We start from the raw sequence: 17,629 nt of genomic DNA on the forward strand, positions 1-17,629 counted from the left end.
CCCTCTTCCCAACCCCGGCCCGATTGCCCGCCGCGGCGGCGGCGCGTGGAGCAGGCTGGGACGAACGGATCGCGGGCGTGACGAACGGCAGTTCGCGCGCGCGCGTTCGCGAGCTATCGTGCGTGCATGGAAGTGGCGGCACGCGAGTCGATCTGGGACCTGAGAATCCCGTTGAGCGCGGCGACGGCGTTGGCGCTGTTCGCCTTCCTGCTCGGCTATGGGATCGGCGGGCTGGAAGCGCATTCGGGCAGCTTCGCCGCCGAGCATCCGGACGAGACCCGGCTGGCGCGGCTGCTCGTCTGGGGCGCGATGCTCACCATCGCCTGGGCGAGCCGGAAGCCGATGCGGGAGCTATTGGAAGCGCCGAAGCGGTCCCCGCTCCTGCTCGGCGCCTTCGCCTTCGTGCCGGTGCTGCTCACGGAGCTGGCCGCATCCCGCTTCGCGATCGCCATTTCTCCCTATCAGCTTTGCGGGCCCAATGGGCCGCCGCCGATGCCGGTCGACAATTTCCTGCCGCGCGCGATCGCGCTGGGCTCGACCGCCTGGCTCTCGCTGATGGCCTGGAGCCGCCACCTCGCCAATCGGCGCGGCCTGCCGGAGGCAGACGAGCCGTTCGTCGAACCGCAGCCGGCGCTGTCCGCTCCGCCCAGCGCCGAACAATGGCTGAGCCTGCCCGAGGCCCCGTTCCTGCGCGTGCGGGCCAGCGATGTGACGCAGATCCGCTCGGCGGGGAACTATAGCGAGATCCTCGCCCATGGCCGCGTGCATCTCGTCCGCGCACCGCTTTCCGAGCTCGCCGCGCGTTTCGCGGATCTCGGCTTCGTCCGGGTCCACCGCCAGGTCGTGGTGAACCGGCAACATGTCTCGCAAATCTATCGCGAGGCGAGCGGCCGGCTGACCGTGCAGCTGCGTTGCGGCGCGATCGTCGCGCTGGGCCGCAGCTATCGCACCGCGCTCGCCGCATTCGCGCATTAGGGTGAGGCCTCATTCGGCGAACCCCGTCATCCCCGCGCCGGCGGAGATTACGGGGTGGCCTGAATGAATGGCGCCACTGGGCTCCGCCCCCCATTCATCCCCAGCTTTTCGGGAGCCGAATGGCGGCTGCGGCGTTGACTTGGCGGCGGGCGGCAATTTCGTCCGCGCAACGAAACAAAACTCGCCGGGGAACGGATGGCCACCGCAATCTCTCCAGCCGCATCGCTCGAAGCCTTTGGAGAACTGGGCCGGCTGACCGCCGCGATCGGCGACGATTCGCCGCTGGGGTCCGTCGCCGGCTGGTCGAACGCACTCATTGCCTCGGTCCGGATGATGCTGCCCTCCCGCGCCGAGATCGTGATGTTCTGGGGCCCGGAATTCTGCGCGCTCTACAACGAGGCATATGCGCCGACGATCGGCGACAAGCACCCGCGCGCGCTCGGCCAGTCGGCGCTGGTCTGGTGGGGCGAGCTCTGGGACGATCTCGGCCCGCTGCTCCAGGGCGTGCGCGATACCGGCGAAACCTTCTGGGCCAAGGACCGCCCCTTCTACATCGAGCGCGACCAGGGGCGCAGCGAAACCGCCTATTTCGACATCAGCTACTCGCCCGTGTTCGACGATGACGGGACGGTGGGCGGCGTGCTGTGCATCGTCAGCGAGACCACGGCGCGCGTGCTGGCCGAGCGCGAGGCGATCGCCGAGCGCAATCGGCTATGGACGCTGGCGCGCGATCCATTCCTGATCGCGGACAATCACGGCGTGTGGCGCAACGTCAGCCCCGCCTGGAGCGATATCCTCGGCTGGAGCACCGATGAGCTGGTCGGCCGGACTTCCGAATGGATGGAACATCCGGACGATCGCACGCGCACCCGCGAGGAATTGATGGACCTGCAACAGGGCGAGCCCACCCTGCGCTTCGAGAACCGCTTTCGCGGCAAGGACGGCGACTATCACTGGTTCAGCTGGACCGCGGTGCCCGAAGGCGACCTGCTCTATTGCGTGGCGCGCGACATCACCGCGGAGCGCGAAGCGGCCGAGGCCCTGGAAGCCGCCGAGGCGGCGTTGCGCCAGTCGCAGAAGATGGAGACCGTGGGGCAATTGACCGGCGGCGTGGCGCACGACTTCAACAACCTGCTCCAGATCGTCACCGGCAATCTCGACATCCTCCAGCGCAACCTGCCGCCCGACCAGCCCCGGCTGACGCGCGCGGCAGGAGCCGCGATGAACGGGGCGCAGCGCGCGGCGATGCTCACCCAGCGCCTGCTCGCATTCTCGCGTCGCCAGCCGCTCGCGCCCGAGCGGATCGATCCGAACCGGCTGATCGCCGGCATGTCCGACCTGCTCCACCGCAGCCTGGGCGAGACGATCGACGTGGAATTCGTGCAGGCGGCACGCGTCTGGCCGGCAGAGGTGGATGCGAACCAGCTCGAGAACGCGCTGCTCAACCTCGCGATCAACGCCCGCGATGCGATGCCCGACGGCGGCAAACTGACGATCGAGACCGCCAACACGCATCTCGACAGCCATTATGCCGCGCTCGATGCCGAAGTGGCGCCAGGCCAATATGTGCTGATCTGCATATCCGACACCGGCACCGGCATGGACGAGCAGACGCTCGCCCGCGCCTTCGAGCCCTTCTTCACCACCAAGGAAGTGGGGCGCGGCACCGGCCTGGGCCTGTCGATGGTCTATGGCTTCATCAAGCAGTCCGGGGGCCATGTCCGCATCTATTCGGAGAGCGGGCACGGCACGACCGTGAGAGTCTACCTGCCTCGCTTCCGGGGCAGGGCGAGCGAACCGACGCCGCACGCTCGGGCCGATCCGCCGCTGCCGGGCAATGTCCACGAGACCATCCTGGTCTGCGAGGACGACGAGAATGTCCGCGCCTACACGGTCGAGGTGCTGCGCGAGCTGGGCTACCGCGTGATCGAGGCAGGCGACGGCCCCACGGCGCTCGCCGCGCTCGATGCCGAAACGGGATCCATCGACCTGCTGTTCACCGATGTCGTGCTTCCCAGGGGCATGACCGGCGCGGTGCTTGCCGCCGAGGCACAGGCGAAGCGGCCGGTGCTCAAGGTGCTGTTCACCACCGGCTATGCCCGCAACGCGATCGTTCATCACGGCCGGCTCGATGCGGGCGTGCAGCTGCTGACCAAGCCCTTCACCTATACCGATCTGGCGGCGAAGGTGCGCGACATGCTGGATGGATGAAGCGCTACCTGCTCCCCTGCCTGGAAGGGAGGGAAGTGCCGGGCCTCGGTTGCCGTTCGGTCGCGATCCGCCTAGCACATCGGCATGCGCACCCTCCTCGCCCCCCTCGCCGCCGCGATCGTGATCGCCGCGCCCGCCGTCGCCCAGACCGGCAAGCCCGCTCCGATCCTGACCACGCCCGAGGCCAGGGACATATGGACCCATGCCGAGCCGGAAGCGGCGCGCGTGACGCATGTCGATCTGAACCTCGACGTCGATTTCGCCGGCAAGACGCTCTCCGGCGTCGCCACGCTCGACGTGCTGGCGGCCAGGGATGCGAAGGCAATCGTGCTCGATGTCGACGATCTCGACGTGATCTCGGTCACCTGCCCCAAGGGCAAGCCGCTCCCCTTCACGATCGGCCCGCGTGACAAGGAGCTGGGCTCGGCGCTGACCGTGCAGCTCGAGGGCAACAAGCGGATCCTCATCCGCTACAGGACGCGGCCGGGCGCCTCGGCCCTCCAGTGGCTCGCCCCCGAACTGACCGCCGGCAAGCAAAAGTCCTATCTGTTCAGCCAGGGCCAGCCGATCAACAATCGCAGCTGGATTCCCACCCAGGACAGCCCCGGCATCCGCCAGACCTGGTCGGCGACGCTCACCGTGCCCGCCGGCTTCGTCGCGGTGATGAGCGGCGATCGGCTGGACGGCGAGAAGGGCCGGCCCGCGCCGGACGGCAAGCGCAGCTTCCGCTTCCGGATGGACAAGCCGGTGCCGCCCTATCTCGTCGCGATGGCCGTGGGCGACCTGGCCTTCAAGGCGACGGGCCCCCGCTCCGGCGTATGGGCCGAGCCGAGCCAGCTCGATGCCGCCGCCCATGAAGTGGGCGATGTCGAGAAGATGATCGACGCGGCGCAGGCGCTCTACGGCCCCTATCGCTGGGGCCGCTACGACATGCTCGTGCTGCCGCCGAGCTTCCCCTATGGCGGCATGGAGAATCCCACGCTCACCTTCCTGACGCCGACGATCATCACCGGCGACCGCTCGAACACCGATGTCGTCGCGCACGAGCTGGCGCACAGCTGGTCGGGCAATCTCGTCACCAACGCGACCTGGTCGGACAGCTGGCTCAACGAAGGCTTCACCACCTATTTCGAGAACCGGATCATGGAGGCGGTGTACGGCAAGGAGCGCGCCGCCATGTATGCCGATCTCGACTGGGACGGGCTGGTCCGCGACATCAAGGATGCCGGCGGCAGCGACGCCGCCACCACTCGCCTCCACGGCGATCCGGGCGCGACCTTCGGTCAGCTCGACTATTTCAAGGGCTCGACCTTCCTGCGCACGATCGAGGCGGCGGTGGGCCGGGCGCAGTGGGACGCCTATCTGCGCTCCTATTTCGATCGCCACGCCTTCCAGCCGCAGACCACCGCCGGCTTCCTGGCGGATCTGCGCGCCAATCTGATCAAGGGCGACAAGGCGCTCGAGGCGAAGCTCGAGCTCGATCGCTGGGCCTATCAGCCGGGGCTGCCCGACAATGCCGTGCACGTGACTTCGGCGACACTCGCTGCGGTGGACGCGAAGCTCACGGCGTTCAATGCCGGCGGCCCGGCGAGCGCGGTGCAGCCGGCCGGCTGGGCGACGCAGCAATGGCTGCGCTTCCTCAACGGCCTGCCGCGCCAGCAGACGCCCGCGCGCCTCAAGGAACTTGACGAGACGCTTGGCCTGTCCGCCTCGAACAACGCCTATGTCCGTTCGGCCTGGGCACAGCTGGCGATCGCCAACCGCTACGCGCCCGCGCTCCCGGGGATCGAGAAATTCGTGAAGCGCGTCGGGCGCGGCCTGCTGATCTACCCGATCTACAAGGACCTGATGGCGCAGGGCGATTGGGGCAAGCCGATCGCGCTGCGCTTCTACGAGGGCGCCAAGGCCGGCTATCACCCGAATGCGGCCGCGGGGGTGGCGAAGATCGTGGGGGCTGCCGACTGACCGCCGCCCATTGACCCGTCAAGGGCTAGTCGAACGCGAACACCGAAGTCGGCTTCAGCACGCCATTGTCGGTCTCGGCGAAGCGATATTCCGCCAGCGCCCGCAACCGCTCCAGCGGCAGCGGCGCGCGGCGGGGATCGCCGACCAGCACCGCCACCCCGGCCGCCCGGCAGCGCGCCAGGAACGGCGTGACCCGCGCGGCCGGCTCGGGATCGTAGAACACGTCCCCGGCCAGCACGACGTCCACCTCGGGCACCGGCCCGGCGGTCAGGTCGCCCTGCACCGCCGCCACCGCCACGCCGTTCGCGGCCGCGTTCAGCGGCACCGCCACCATGGCATAGGGATCGATGTCGGCGGCCAGCACCGATGCCGCCCCCGCCTTCGCCGCCGCGATCGCCACCAGGCCTGATCCGGTCCCCAGATCGAGCACGCGCTTGCCCGCCACCGTCTCCGGCCGGTCGAGCACGAACCGCGCCAGCGCCAGCCCGCCCAGCCAGTAATAGGCCCAATAAGGCGAACCGAAGCCGTCATCCGCCGCCGCCAGCCGGCCGAGCCCGCTGGCGGGCACCGCCTTGTGCAGGACGATCTCCGGAATACCGGGCACAGGCAGCACAGGCAGCCGCGCCCGGATGAAGTCGCCCGGGCTCAGGCGGGCCGCTTCCACGCGCCGGCCGCCAGGCAGAGCCATCCCGCGATCAGCGCCGCGCCGCCGAGCGGCGTCACCGCACCCAGCCAGCGCGGCCCGCCCAGCGCCATCAGGTAGAGCGTCCCCGCGAACACCGCGCCGCCGCCGACGAACAGCCAGGGCGAGATGCGCCCGCCCATCCGCACCGCGACCAGCGCCGCCACTGCGTGGATCAGCTGGTAATGCCCGCCGGTCTTGAGCCATTCGGCCGCCTCGCCGCTGGCGCCATGCGCGCCGAACGCTCCCGCCGCCACCGCCACTGCGCCCGAAAGCGCCGCCAGCACTGCCACGATCCTCACAGCCCGATCTCCTCCAGGAAATGCGGCGCGTTCGCCGCCACCATCGCCACCGCCACCGCGAGCGCCGCCAGGCTCGTCACCAGCACCGCGCCGGCGAGCATGTCCTTCGCCACGCCGATCGACGGATGCACGCCCGGATGGAGCAGGTCGATCACTGCCTCCATCGCCGAATTGACCAGCTCCAATGCCAGCACGATCGCGCAGCAGAGCGCGACCAGCCCCCACCAGATGGGCGCCGGCCTGAGCACGAGCAGCGCGAGCAGCGCCGCCGCCGCGAGCCGCGCCTGGCTGCGGAAGCTCGCCTCGCGCGCCCAGCCAGCGCGGATGCCGGCCAGCGCGAATCCCAACCGCGCGCGGAAGGGCCGCCCCTTCACCCCGAGCTCTCGAGGTCGATCTCGATCGCCGCCGCCCTGCTGGCATGGGTGATCATGCCGTCGATCCCGGCGCGCAAGTCGCCGGTCTCGCGCTGCACGTCGAGCCGGGCACTGTCTCGGCGGCGATACTCCGCCTCGGTCCTGTCGATCTCCATCTGATCGACGCCCACAGCCTGCATCGCCTGGCGCGCCATCATCACGGCGCTCTCGAGCACTTCGCGCACCACGCCGCCCACCGGCGCGCCCTTCATCTTGATCACGCTGCGCCGGTCATAGGCGCGCACGAAGATCGTCGCCTTGGGAAAAGCGTGGTGCACCGCCTCCAGGAATTCGGTGTCGATCTTGTCGCCGTCATTGCAGAACAGCACCAGCTCGGCCTCGGCGGCGCCCGCCTGGCGCAGCAGGTCGATGCGCAGGCCGTCGCCATAATAGACCTTCATGCCGAAGTCGCCGGCAGTCTGGATCATCTCGACATCGGTGTCGATCAGCGTGACGGGAATGTCCTGTGCGAGCAGCATCTGCGCCACCGTCTGGCCGAAACGGCCATAGCCGACCACCACGGCGTTGGCTCCTTCGTGCTGCGGCGTGTCGACTCCCTGCGCGCTCGGCGCCGGTTCGGTGCGCAGCTTCTTGGTGGCCATCATCAGGAACGGCGTGGTGGCCATCGACAGCGTGACGATCGCACCGAAGATGCTCGCCGCCTCTCCCTCGATCAGCATGGCCGACTGGGCCTGGGCGAACAGCACGAAACCGAACTCGCCGCCCTGGCTGAGCAGCACGCCCAGCGCAAAGGCCTGGCGCCGCGGCATGCCGAACAACAGGCCCAGCCCCATGATGATGGCGGCCTTGGCGGCGATCAGCGCCAGCGCCATGCCGACGACGAAGAAGGGCCGCTCGGCGATCGCGTGCAGGTTGAGCGTCATGCCCACGGCGAGGAAGAACAGGCCGAGCAGGATCGAGCGGAACGGCTCCACATCCGCCTCCAGCTCGTGGCGATAGGGGCTGTCCGCCAGCATCACGCCCGCGATGAACGCGCCCAGCGCCGCCGAAAGCCCCAGCGCCTCCATGATCGCCGCGGCCGCGATCACCGTGAACAGGCCGGCGAAGATGAACATCTCCCGCTCGCCCAGATTGCCGATCAGCCGGAACATCGGGCGCAGCAGATAGCGGCCGGCCAGGATCAGGCCTATGATCGCCAATACGGTATAGACACCGAGCAGCCATCCCGGCGGCCCGCCCTGGTCGTGCGGATTGCGCGAGAGCGCCGCGACGATGGTGATCAGCGGGACGATCGACAGATCCTGGAACAGCAGGATCGCAAAGGCGCGCTCGCCGAACGGCGTACGCAGCCGCCCGGCCGATTGCAGCATCGGCAGCACCTGGGCCGTGGAGGAGAGCGCGAGCGGCAAGCCCAGCGCGAGCGCGGCCCCGATCGAGCTGCCCGTCGCGACCCACACCATGGCCGCGACCACGAGGCCGCAGATCACTACCTGGAGCAGGCCGAGTCCGAAAATGTCGCGCCGCATGCGCCACAGCCGCCCGGGGCTCAGCTCGAGACCGACGAGGAACAGCAGCAGCGCGATGCCGAGCTCGGCGATGCCCATCTTGCTCTCGGCATCGCCCACCAGCCCCAGTACCTGCGGCCCGACCACGGCGCCCGCGACGAGATAGCCAAGCGTGGCGCCCAGCCCGAAGCGGCGGAACACCAGCACGAAGAGCAGCGCGAAACCGAGCAGCGGCACATATTCGCCGAGCAGCGAGGCGTCCTTGGCGTGCTCCATCAGTCGCGCGCCTGGCGGGCGGCTTCCGCCACCGCCTCGAAGGCGAGGCGGATCGCGGGATGGCGGCCGCGATGCGCGAGCGCGGGCGTGAACAAATCGAGGCCCGGCCAGTCGGGCGGCGCGGCGCGCGCGCCGGAGAGCCAGTCGGCGAGGCCGTCACGCGCCGCCTCCAGCTCCTCGACCGAGCGGCCGGCGGCATGCGCTTCCATCAGCGCCGCCGATGCCTGGCCGAGCGCGCAGGCCCGCACCACCATGCCGATCGCCGCGACACGGCCCTGGTCGTCCAGGTTCACGTCGACGGTGACGCGGCTCCCGCAGACCGGGGAGCGCTTCTCGGAAGACGCCATCGCGCCCTCCAGCCGCGCCTCGAACGGCACGGAGGCGGCCAGGCGGAGGATCTCGGTGTTGTAGAGCGGCGCGTTCATCTTCCCCCGACTTAAGGGAGCCGCGCGCGAAGTGCGACCCCCCCGATGGGTGGAATCTGCTTGTTCACTTGTCGAATTCGTAGAACCAGACCGTCGCCAGCCCCTTGTCGACCCGCAGCGCCAGCGCGCCGCCGCGCGGCTCCTGCGTCTCGATCTTCGCGCCCTCGGCATCGGCGGGAAGACTCGCCGGCCACCAGGGCATCGACGGCGACTGGCCGGCACTGAACGCCTCGGCGAATGGGTCAAGCCCCTTGCGCAGCGCCGCGCCGCCCAGAATCTCGGCCGCGAGCCGCCGGGCGTCCCCCTCGGGCAGTTCGAAGCGCATCCAGTGCAGGCAATCCGCCCTGCACTTCTCGTAATAATGGACGCGCCGCGCCGTGGCGGGCAGCGCGCCGGGGCCGGTGAAACGGATGCGGGCCAGGTCCGCGCCGGAGACTTCGAGGGCCGGCGAAGTCTTGATGCAGGCCTGGCAGAAGTCCAGCGGATCGCAACCGCCGAGCAGCAGCGGCGCGGCCGCCCGCCGGCTCATCGCGTGGTGCTGGCGTTCCCGGTGTCGTTGCCCGGCTCGTCGCCGAACACCGGTTCGCCCTTGCGGCGGCGATCGACGAAGTCGGCGATGCTCGCGCTGGTGGCGTTGAGCAGGGGATAGGTGGTCGACTTGGTGATCCATTGCGGCCGATTGGCCGGACCGCCGCTCACCGTGTCGAACAGCAGTACGATCAGCAGGAAGCCGATGCTGACCAGGATCAGCCCCTTGAGCGCGCCGAAGCCCAGGCCGAGCACCCGGTCGACCGGGCCGAGAAAGCTCTCGCGGGTGCGCGATCCGATCGCGCGGGCAAGCAGCCGCCCGCCGAAATAGGTGACGCCGGTCAGGATCACGAAGGCGAGCACCGCCCCGCCCTGTTCCGTGCCCACCACGCCGGCCAGCGCGGCGGCGAGCGGCGTGTGGAACAGCTTGAGCGCAAGCACGATCAGCAGCCATGCCACCAGCGCCAGCACTTCGGTCACGAAGCCGCGCAGGAATCCCAGCACGGCGGCCCCGCCGATCGCGAGCAGCACGATGATGTCGAGCCCGGTCAAACTCATTGGAACATGTCCCTCCCGGGGCTCCTATGCCTCAAGCTGTTTGCGAGCGGAAGCGGGCAAGTCTCCCTCTCCCGCCTTTGCGAGGGAGGGCGCGGCCTCCAGGACCGAGACTCGTTCAGCGAACCCCGTCATCCCCGCGCAAGCGGGGATCCAGGGCCAGGCGCGGAGCCGAGATGGCGGGGTGCTGCCCTTCTCCGGAAGGCGTTCGCGCTGTGGTGCCGATATCCCGCATTACCCTGGATCCCCGCCTGCGCGAGGATGACGAACGAAATCAAGGCCTTGATCGGGTTCTCACCCTAACCCTGCCGCGTGATCCGCAGCGCCCAGCGGTCATAGCCGAGTTCCTCGACTCGCTTCATGATCGCCTGTGCCATGGCCGAGGGCGGCACCGGCTCGCGCGACAGCAGCCAGAGATAGCGCCCGCTCGGCTCGCCGACGATCGACCATGCATAGTCGTCGGCGTGGTCGAGTATCCAATAGTCGCCCGTGTAGAGCGGGCCGAAGAACGAGACCTTCAGCTTGGCGTTGGTCGCCTCGTCGGCGACGACGGCCTTGCCCTCCGAGACGCTGCGATCGCCTTCCGGCCAATTGAGCGTGCCGCTGTTGGTCACGCTGATCTTGCCGTCCTCGAGCAGCGCATATTCGGCGGTAACCGCGTCGAGGCCCTTCTCGAAGCGGTTCTCGTGCCGCGCCAGCTCGTACCATTTGCCGAGATAGCGGGCGAGGTCGACCGGCCTGGCCGGCTCGGGCACCTTCCTGTTGATCACCGGCGGGCGCGTGGCCCGTGAATAGAGGAACAGGCCGCCGATCGCGGCGACCGCGACGCCCGAGGCGATCGAAAGGGCAGTACTTCGCTTCATGGCGTCAATGTGGGGCGCAAGTCGCGGAAAGGATAGCCCTAATGATAGGGCTTGCAGCTGCGTTCCGCGTCCTTCCACAGCGGCATGATCCGTACCCGGCGCTTGCCGTAATAGCTCAGGTCCATCCATGCGCGCACCGGCACGCCTTCGCGCGAATAGATGTCCTGGTCGCCCCACCGCTCGTTGCCGGTTTCGCAATGCATCCAGCCCCGGCGCTGCAGCGCCTCGACCAGCTTGTAGATCGCCTGCTGCTCCCCGTTCCGCCACAGGATCAGGTGGTCGAAGCCGCCCTGCCCGTCGCTTCCGATCAGGTCGATGGCCGCATCATAGGGGCCTTCCCCCACCACCATCAGCCCGGTGCGGCGGCAACGCGCGCGGAACGCGTCGATCTTGACGCATTCGGTGAAGCCCGCGCGCCGCGCATCCGCCACGCTGCCGCTGACCGGCAAGCCGTCGAAGAGGAGCAGCGGCGGCGGCGTACGCGCGGGTTCCTGGCCCGCCCATAATATCCCCGCCATCAACGCCACGGCACATAATGTCGGCACCAGCATCCCGGGGCGCGCCCAGTCGGCGGCCAGTTCTCGCAGCATCGATCGCTCCGGCTATCTCTCCCGACCAGGATCTTCCACGGCAATGTAAGCGATTACAACCCCGCGATCGGCCCAAGCCGAGCCTCACCGCCCCAGCAGATGGTCGACGAACTGGCCGAGCGACTTGAACCCGGCGAGCTGCAACCCACCCTTGTCCCGGGCCTGCACGGCCGGTGCCAGCGCGCGGCCGAAGCCGAGCTTGGCGGCCTCGCGACACCGGAGCGCGCCATGCGCCACCGGGCGCACTTCGCCCGACAGCGCGATCTCGCCGAACACCACGGCATCGGCCGGGATCGGCCGCTCGGCCAGCGCAGAGACGAGCGCCGCCGCCACTGCCATGTCCGCCGCCGGATCCTGCACCCGATAGCCGCCGGCGATGTTGAGATAGACTTCGCAGGTCGAGAAGCTGAGCCCGCACCGCGCCTCCAGCACCGCCAGGATCATCGCCAGCCGCCCGCTGTCCCAGCCGACCACCGCGCGCCGCGGCGTCGCGCCGCTCGCCAGCCGCACGGTGAGCGCCTGCACTTCGATCAGCACCGGCCGCGTGCCCTCGAGCGCGGGGAACACCACCGTGCCCGTCACATTCTCGTCGCGCGATGTGAGGAACAGCGACGAGGGGTTGGAGACTTCCTCCAGCCCCTCGGTCTGCATCGCGAACACGCCGATCTCGTCGGTGCCGCCGAAGCGGTTCTTCACGGCGCGCAGGATGCGATACTGGTGGCTGCGCTCCCCCTCGAACGCCAGCACCGTGTCGACCATGTGCTCGAGCACGCGCGGGCCGGCGATGCTGCCGTCCTTGGTGACATGGCCGACCAGTACCAGCGCGGTGCCGCGCTCCTTGGCGAAGCGGATCAGCTCGCCCGAGGCGGCGCGGACCTGGCTCACCGTGCCCGGCGCGCCCTCGATCAGGTCCGAATGCATCGTCTGGATCGAATCGATGATCAGCAGCGCCGGCGGCGTGCCCTCGCCCAGCGTGGTCAGGATGTCGCGCACCGACGTCGCCGCGGCGAGCATCACGGGCGCCTTGCCCAGCCCCAGCCGCCGCGCGCGCAGCCGCACCTGGTCCGCCGCTTCCTCGCCCGAGACATAGGCGACGGATAGCCCCCGCGAAGCGATCTTCGCCGCCGCCTGGAGCAGCAAGGTCGACTTGCCGATGCCGGGATCGCCGCCGATCAGCGTGGCGGAGCCTTCGACGAAGCCGCCGCCCAGCGCGCGGTCGAACTCGGCGATGCCGGTCGAGGTCCGCTCGGGCAGTGCGATGTCGGTGTTGAGTCCGGTCAGCTGGATCGCCCGCCCGCCCGACTGGAGGTTGTGGCGCGCCTGGAACGGCGTGACCACCGCCCCGGCATCTTCCACCATCTGGTTCCACTCGCCGCAATCGCCGCATTGCCCCGCCCATTGCGAGGAGACCGAGCCACAGGCCTGGCAGACATAACGCTTCTTGAGTTTCGCCATGCGCGCGAGGGTAGCGAGAGAACAAGATAGGAACAAGCCCGGAAACGCCCGCGCCCTGGGCGGCAGGAGCCGGGGGAGAGGGCCCTGCACGCGATCTCGACGAACTCTCCACGCTTTCTCCGGGAAGGAGAACATATGCGCCAAGGTTGCCCCCCGCGCCTGCGGACGGTATCGCGCGCGCCATGAAGCCCACCGACCTCCGCGTCGCACTGTTCAGCGGCAACTATAATTATGTCCGCGACGGCGCGAACCAGGCGCTCAACCTGCTCGTCGGCTATCTGCTCGAGCAGGGCGTGAAGGTCCGCGTCTATTCGCCGACCACCGACACGCCCGCCTTCCCGCCGACCGGCGACCTGGTGAGCGTGCCCGCGCTGCCCGTGCCGGGCGGGCGCGACGAATATAAGTTCGCCAAGGGCATCAAGGCGGTGCTGCCGGATCTGGAGGCCTTCGCGCCCAATCTCGTCCACGTCTCCGCGCCCGAGATACTCGGCCACCGCGCCGTCACCTGGGCGCGCCGGAACAATATCGCCTCGGTCGCCTCGGTCCATACCCGGTTCGAGACCTATCCCGCCTATTATCACATCGGCTTCCTCACGCCGCTGCTGATCTGGACGCTCACGCGCTTCTACAACCGCTTCGACACCGTGATGCCCACCGGGCGCGGCATGGAGGAGCTGCTGGGCAGCTGGGGCGTCGACCGGCCGATGCGGATCTGGTCGCGCGGCGTGAACCACGATCGCTTCAACCCCGATCGGCGCAACCTCGAATGGCGTCGCGCCCTCGGCATCCAGGACGACGAGGTCGCGGTGAGCTTCCTCGGCCGGCTGGTGCTGGAAAAGGGGCTCGACATCTTCGCCGATGTGGTCGGCGAGTTGCAGCGGCGCGGCGTGAAGCACCGCGTGCTGGTGATCGGCAAGGGCCCGGCGCAGCAATGGTTCGCCGACCGCGTGCCCGATGCGGTGTTCGCCGGCTTCCAGGCGGGCGACGATCTGGGGCGCGCGGTCGCCTCCATGGACGTCTTCTTCAACCCCTCCCTCACCGAGAGCTTCGGCAACGTCACGCTGGAGGCGATGGCCGCGGGCGTGGCCGTGGTCGCCGCCAATGCGGTCGGCCCGGTCGGCATGGTGGAGGAGAATGTGAGCGGCCTGCTGGTCGATCCCGGCAAGGGCGCGGTGGGCCGCTATGCCGATGCGATCCAATATTATTGCGAGAACCACGACGCGCGCCGGGCCGCGGGCAGGGCCGGGCACGCGATCGCCGACACCTATCAATGGGACGCGATCAACCAGAAGGTGCTCGACGCCTATCTCGAGGCGATCGCGCGGCGGGGGTGAAGTCCGACGGAACGAAGGCGCGGAGCCGGTCTCCCGCGCACGCCCGTCCTAGGGTCACGACTCAATCGGCAAACCCCGTCATCCCCGCGCAGGCGGGGATCCAGGGTAGCGCAGGATATCGATGCCATCACGCGAACGCTCTCCGGAGAGGGCCGGACCTGCCGCACGCACCCCACCCTTGGCCCTGGATCCCCGCCTCCGCGGGGATGACGAAAGAAATCAAGGCCTTGATCAAGTTTTGACCCTAAGTCGGAAGCCTGGGCGGATACCTGATTTCCCATCGTCACCCCAGCCTTGAGCCGGGGCCCCGCTGCCTTGCCGGCAGAAGAAGAAGCGGGATCCCGGCTCAAGGCCGGGGTGACGAATTATCTGTGCAAGTCGCCCTTCTCGATCGCAAGTGGCGATCTGGCCCAGGCGTCACTTCCACGCATATCGCAATCCGTCCTCGCGAAAGGCGAACCGGTCGAGATGGCGCTCCACCGCGCCCTTCAGCCCTTCGAGCTGCTCGGGCGAGCTGGCGTCGATCCGGATGTCGAGCCCGGTCTCGGCGACGTTGAAGGTCACCACCGCATCGCCCGGATGGTTCGCGCCGCGCGCATCCCTGGGGAAGATCACCGTGCCGTTCTCCGGCGTGAACTCCACCTGGAAACTATGCTCCCAATGCTTGCACAGCTGCTGCAGATAGCGGCCGGCATGCGCGGTGGGCGCCAGCGTCTCGGCCGAAAACAGAGTCATGGTCATGCGCTTCATCTCCATCGGCGGCGGCACGATCCCGAGCCGCCGCCTCAGCATTTCAATCCGCGGCACCAGGCTCAGAGCCGCTCGATCTTCCGCGCCGCTTCGTCGAGGATTTCCGCGACGCCGTGCAGCATGTCGGCATCGACGCTTTCGCCCGCAAGTCGTTCCTGCAGCACGGTGCGCAGATTGCCCATCGCCCGGCGGATCGGCCCGCCATTGGCGCGCTCGCGAAGGCCGGCGAGCTGCTGGAGCCGCTCGAACAGCGCCGCCACTTCCTCGGTCCGCTCGGCGAGATGCGCCGTGCCGGCCTCGGTGATCGCGAACTGCTTCTTGGCGCCTTCGCTCTTGCTTTCCTCGATCAGCCCCATGTCGTCGAGCATGGTGAGCGTCGGATAGACCACGCCCGGGCTGGGGGCATAGGCGCCGCCCGAACGCTCCTCGATTTCGCGGATCAGGTCATAGCCGTGGCGCGGCTGCTCCTCGATCAGCTTGAGGAGGATGAGGCGCAGCTCGGTGCCGTCGAACATGCGGCGACGGCCGCCCCGTTCGCCATGGCCGAAGCCGCCCCGGCCCGCGCCCATGCCCCATCCGATGATGAAGTCCGGCGCGCCGCCGCCAAAGCCGCCGCGGCGGCCGAAATGCATGCCGCGATGGCCGCAATGATGATGTCGCATATTATCTCCTGTACGACTCGTGATGGCTCTAAGATATATCTTAAAATAGCTTACACAAGCCCCACCCTTGACTGGCCGGCAATGTTCCCTTAATGTTCCGATATGTTCATGTCCGCCCGGTCACGTTCCCCTGCGGCTTGCGCGAAGCGGTGCGAAGGCGCGGAATCGAAGGGGGCGTGGCATCGACTTCCTGAACTTCCGCGCCGGCAGCAGCCGCGAAACGCGCGGTGGGAAAGCGGCGCCGGTGGCCCTATCTATGCCGGCAATGGCTGATCTTTTCGCGACCGAAGAACAGGCGCCGCGCGCCGCCGAAGACCTTGCCGGCCCGCTCGCCGATCGCCTGCGCCCGCAACGGCTCGAGGATGTGGTCGGCCAGGAGCATCTGACCGGTCCCGAAGGGGCGATCGGGCGGATGGTCGCGGCGGGCAAGCTCTCGTCGATCATCCTCTGGGGCCCGCCCGGCACCGGCAAGACCACGATCGCCCGGCTGCTCGCCGATGCGGTGGGCCTGCGCTTCGTCGCGATCAGCGCAGTGTTCTCGGGAGTCGCCGACCTCAAGAAGGTGTTCGCCGAGGCCAGGGAATATGCGCGGCTCGGGCGCAAGACCCTGCTCTTCGTGGACGAGATCCACCGGTTCAACCGCTCGCAGCAGGACGGCTTCCTGCCTTATGTCGAGGACGGCACCGTCACCCTGGTCGGTGCGACTACCGAGAACCCCTCGTTCGAGCTCAACGCCGCGGTGCTCAGCCGCGCGCAGGTGCTGATCCTGCACCGGCTCGACGCCGCCGCGCTGACTCGCCTGCTCGACCGGGCCGAAGCCGCGGAGGAGCGCCCCCTGCCCCTCACTCCCGATGCGCGCGCGGCGCTGGTCGCCTCGGCCGACGGCGATGGCCGCTTCCTGCTCAACCAGGCCGAGACGCTCTTCTCCGTGCATTTCGACGCGCCGCTCGATCCTGCGGCGCTCGGCGGCTTCCTCCAGCGCCGCGTCGCCGTCTACGACAAGGACCGTGAGGGGCATTACAACCTGATCTCCGCGCTCCACAAATCGGTTCGCGGCAGCGACCCCCAGGCGGCGCTCTATTATCTCGCGCGCATGCTCACTGCCGGCGAGGAGCCGCTCTACGTGCTGCGCCGGCTGGTGCGCATGGCGGTGGAGGATATCGGGCTCGCCGATCCCAACGCGCTGGTCCAGTGCCTCGCGGCCAAGGACACCTATGAATTCCTCGGCTCTCCCGAGGGCGAGCTGGCGATCGCCCAGGCCTGTCTCTACGTCGCGACCGCGCCCAAATCGAATGCCGCCTATATGGCGCAGAAGGCGGCATGGCGCGCGGCGAAGGAGACCGGCTCGCTGATGCCGCCGCAGAACATCCTCAACGCCCCCACCCGGCTGATGAAGGACATCGGCTATGGCAAGGGCTATACCTATGATCACGATGCCGAGGGCGGCTTCTCGGGCGACGACTATTGGCCCGAGGAGATGGCGCCGCAGACCTTCTATACTCCCACCGATCGCGGCCATGAGAAGCGCATCGCCGAGCGGCTCGCCTGGTGGAACGAGATGCGGGAGAAGCGGCGGGGTGCTTGAGAAAACCGCCGCCCCGACGACTTTCCTCGTCATCCCCGCGAAGGCGGGGATCCACGGTCGTGAAAGACATCGCTCCGTCGCTCTATATCCCCGCCTTCGCGGGGATGACGAATGGGAGCGGAATGGAAGGAAATCAGGCGGATGAAGGACTGGGAAGACGCCACTGCCTATGCCCGCACGCTGCCCGATGTGGTGATGGAGAAATGGTGGGGCACGCCCTGCCCCAAGATCAACGGCAAGGGTTTCATGTCGCCCGGGCGCGAGCAGGGCAGCTTCGGGCTGATGGTCACTCGCCCGGAGAAGGAGATATTGTTCGAAACCGATCCGGAGACCTTCTGGCAGACCGATCACTACGCCAATTATCCGATGCTGCTCGTCCGCTACGGAACCGACAGCCGCGAGCGGATCGAGCTCTACATCCAGCGCGCCTGGTGGGACCGCGCCAAGAAACCCCAGCGCATCGCGGCGGGGATGGCGGAGCGGCCGTGAGCCGCGCCGGGCCAATCCCCTCTTCGTCATGCTGAACTTGTTTGGCGACTATCCCCTTCGGACAAGGATTGGTCCAATAGCCGTCATCCCCGCGAAGGCGGGG

General features: G+C 68.6%; 18 protein-coding genes. 6 read left to right on the forward strand and 12 right to left on the reverse strand.

Features of this window, described 5'->3' with window-relative positions:
- Positions 1-171: 171 nt before the first annotated feature.
- The 3 genes from FFS08_RS12820 (at position 172) to FFS08_RS12830 (ending at position 5,151) form a co-directional block, all read left to right on the forward strand.
- Entirely contained in the window at positions 172-975 is an 804-nt protein-coding gene (locus FFS08_RS12820) for a LytTR family DNA-binding domain-containing protein (RefSeq protein WP_171012593.1), read from the forward strand.
- A 195-nt stretch (positions 976-1,170) separates the two neighbouring features.
- A complete protein-coding gene (locus tag FFS08_RS12825; protein WP_137862289.1) occupies positions 1,171-3,186 on the forward strand; it encodes a hybrid sensor histidine kinase/response regulator in 2,016 nt (671 codons plus the stop codon).
- 84 nt (positions 3,187-3,270) lie between these two features.
- Positions 3,271-5,151, forward strand: a complete 1,881-nt coding sequence (locus FFS08_RS12830) for a M1 family metallopeptidase (protein WP_137862290.1) — start codon at positions 3,271-3,273, stop codon at positions 5,149-5,151.
- Positions 5,152-5,176: 25 nt separating this feature from the next.
- On the opposite strand, the gene FFS08_RS12835 is transcribed toward FFS08_RS12830, so the two are convergent.
- From FFS08_RS12835 to radA, 10 genes are all read right to left on the reverse strand, one after another.
- Complete coding sequence (locus FFS08_RS12835; RefSeq protein WP_249341050.1) at positions 5,177-5,815, reverse strand: class I SAM-dependent methyltransferase; 639 nt, start codon at positions 5,813-5,815, stop codon at positions 5,177-5,179.
- Complete coding sequence (locus tag FFS08_RS24040; RefSeq protein WP_137862292.1) at positions 5,797-6,135, reverse strand: DUF423 domain-containing protein; 339 nt, start codon at positions 6,133-6,135, stop codon at positions 5,797-5,799. Before FFS08_RS24040 ends, FFS08_RS12835 begins: the two co-directional genes overlap by 19 nt.
- Positions 6,132-6,509 (reverse strand): diacylglycerol kinase, encoded by a 378-nt coding sequence (locus tag FFS08_RS24045; protein WP_137862293.1) that lies wholly within the window; start codon positions 6,507-6,509, stop codon positions 6,132-6,134. Before FFS08_RS24045 ends, FFS08_RS24040 begins: the two co-directional genes overlap by 4 nt.
- Positions 6,506-8,290 carry a cation:proton antiporter domain-containing protein gene (locus FFS08_RS12850; protein WP_137862294.1) on the reverse strand — a complete coding sequence of 595 codons (1,785 nt, stop codon included), beginning with the start codon at positions 8,288-8,290 and terminating at the stop codon, positions 6,506-6,508. The genes FFS08_RS24045 and FFS08_RS12850 overlap by 4 nt, the downstream gene beginning before the upstream one ends.
- Positions 8,290-8,715 (reverse strand): iron-sulfur cluster assembly scaffold protein, encoded by a 426-nt coding sequence (locus FFS08_RS12855; protein WP_137862295.1) that lies wholly within the window; start codon positions 8,713-8,715, stop codon positions 8,290-8,292. The genes FFS08_RS12850 and FFS08_RS12855 overlap by 1 nt, the downstream gene beginning before the upstream one ends.
- A 64-nt stretch (positions 8,716-8,779) precedes the next feature.
- A complete protein-coding gene (locus FFS08_RS12860) occupies positions 8,780-9,244 on the reverse strand; it encodes a hypothetical protein (RefSeq protein WP_137862296.1) in 465 nt (154 codons plus the stop codon).
- A complete protein-coding gene (locus FFS08_RS12865; RefSeq protein WP_137862297.1) occupies positions 9,241-9,801 on the reverse strand; it encodes a CvpA family protein in 561 nt (186 codons plus the stop codon). Before FFS08_RS12865 ends, FFS08_RS12860 begins: the two co-directional genes overlap by 4 nt.
- A gap of 296 nt (positions 9,802-10,097) precedes the next feature.
- Positions 10,098-10,661: a lipocalin family protein gene (locus FFS08_RS12870; protein ID WP_137862298.1), complete on the reverse strand. Its 564-nt coding sequence runs from the start codon at positions 10,659-10,661 to the stop codon at positions 10,098-10,100.
- 38 nt (positions 10,662-10,699) lie between these two features.
- Positions 10,700-11,251: a hypothetical protein gene (locus FFS08_RS12875; RefSeq protein ID WP_249341051.1), complete on the reverse strand. Its 552-nt coding sequence runs from the start codon at positions 11,249-11,251 to the stop codon at positions 10,700-10,702.
- An 84-nt stretch (positions 11,252-11,335) separates the two neighbouring features.
- Positions 11,336-12,706: a DNA repair protein RadA gene (gene radA / locus FFS08_RS12880; protein WP_137862299.1), complete on the reverse strand. Its 1,371-nt coding sequence runs from the start codon at positions 12,704-12,706 to the stop codon at positions 11,336-11,338.
- A 182-nt stretch (positions 12,707-12,888) separates the two neighbouring features.
- Between radA and FFS08_RS12885 the strand changes: the two genes are divergently transcribed.
- Positions 12,889-14,040: a glycosyltransferase family 4 protein gene (locus FFS08_RS12885; RefSeq protein ID WP_137862300.1), complete on the forward strand. Its 1,152-nt coding sequence runs from the start codon at positions 12,889-12,891 to the stop codon at positions 14,038-14,040.
- A 417-nt stretch (positions 14,041-14,457) separates the two neighbouring features.
- Here FFS08_RS12885 and FFS08_RS12890 read toward each other — a convergent pair whose 3' ends face one another.
- A complete protein-coding gene (locus FFS08_RS12890) occupies positions 14,458-14,775 on the reverse strand; it encodes a DUF2218 domain-containing protein (RefSeq protein WP_502702031.1) in 318 nt (105 codons plus the stop codon).
- Between the two features lie 77 nt (positions 14,776-14,852).
- Positions 14,853-15,452, reverse strand: a complete 600-nt coding sequence (locus FFS08_RS12895) for a PadR family transcriptional regulator (RefSeq protein ID WP_249341052.1) — start codon at positions 15,450-15,452, stop codon at positions 14,853-14,855.
- Between the two features lie 265 nt (positions 15,453-15,717).
- Here FFS08_RS12895 and FFS08_RS12900 point away from each other — a divergent pair, with 265 nt between their 5' ends.
- Together FFS08_RS12900 and FFS08_RS12905 are read left to right on the forward strand one after the other, a co-directional pair.
- The gene (locus tag FFS08_RS12900) at positions 15,718-17,037 is read left to right on the forward strand and encodes a replication-associated recombination protein A (protein WP_137862302.1); all 1,320 of its coding nucleotides are present in this window, start codon (positions 15,718-15,720) and stop codon (positions 17,035-17,037) included.
- Between the two features lie 141 nt (positions 17,038-17,178).
- Complete coding sequence (locus FFS08_RS12905) at positions 17,179-17,526, forward strand: hypothetical protein (RefSeq protein WP_137862303.1); 348 nt, start codon at positions 17,179-17,181, stop codon at positions 17,524-17,526.
- The last annotated feature ends 103 nt before the right edge of the window (positions 17,527-17,629 follow it).

Origin of the sequence: Sphingomonas sp. 1F27F7B, from assembly GCF_005503355.1 — a bacterium.
Lineage (GTDB): Bacteria > Pseudomonadota > Alphaproteobacteria > Sphingomonadales > Sphingomonadaceae > Sphingomonas.

Excerpts from the sequence above, each read along its gene's own strand:
- FFS08_RS12825 (WP_137862289.1), top strand. The coding sequence starts at position 1,171 with ATGGCCACCGCAATCTCTCCAGCCGCATCGCTCGAAGCCTTTGGAGAA.
- FFS08_RS12830 (WP_137862290.1), top strand. The coding sequence starts at position 3,271 with ATGCGCACCCTCCTCGCCCCCCTCGCCGCCGCGATCGTGATCGCCGCG.
- FFS08_RS12850 (WP_137862294.1), bottom strand. The coding sequence starts at position 8,290 with ATGGAGCACGCCAAGGACGCCTCGCTGCTCGGCGAATATGTGCCGCTG.
- FFS08_RS12855 (WP_137862295.1), bottom strand. The coding sequence starts at position 8,715 with ATGAACGCGCCGCTCTACAACACCGAGATCCTCCGCCTGGCCGCCTCC.
- FFS08_RS12860 (WP_137862296.1), bottom strand. The coding sequence starts at position 9,244 with ATGAGCCGGCGGGCGGCCGCGCCGCTGCTGCTCGGCGGTTGCGATCCG.
- FFS08_RS12865 (WP_137862297.1), bottom strand. The coding sequence starts at position 9,801 with ATGAGTTTGACCGGGCTCGACATCATCGTGCTGCTCGCGATCGGCGGG.
- FFS08_RS12870 (WP_137862298.1), bottom strand. The coding sequence starts at position 10,661 with ATGAAGCGAAGTACTGCCCTTTCGATCGCCTCGGGCGTCGCGGTCGCC.
- FFS08_RS12875 (WP_249341051.1), bottom strand. The coding sequence starts at position 11,251 with ATGCTGCGAGAACTGGCCGCCGACTGGGCGCGCCCCGGGATGCTGGTG.
- radA (WP_137862299.1), bottom strand. The coding sequence starts at position 12,706 with ATGGCGAAACTCAAGAAGCGTTATGTCTGCCAGGCCTGTGGCTCGGTC.
- FFS08_RS12885 (WP_137862300.1), top strand. The coding sequence starts at position 12,889 with ATGAAGCCCACCGACCTCCGCGTCGCACTGTTCAGCGGCAACTATAAT.
- FFS08_RS12890 (WP_502702031.1), bottom strand. The coding sequence starts at position 14,775 with ATGACTCTGTTTTCGGCCGAGACGCTGGCGCCCACCGCGCATGCCGGC.
- FFS08_RS12895 (WP_249341052.1), bottom strand. The coding sequence starts at position 15,452 with ATGCGACATCATCATTGCGGCCATCGCGGCATGCATTTCGGCCGCCGC.
- FFS08_RS12900 (WP_137862302.1), top strand. The coding sequence starts at position 15,718 with ATGGCTGATCTTTTCGCGACCGAAGAACAGGCGCCGCGCGCCGCCGAA.
- FFS08_RS12905 (WP_137862303.1), top strand. The coding sequence starts at position 17,179 with ATGAAGGACTGGGAAGACGCCACTGCCTATGCCCGCACGCTGCCCGAT.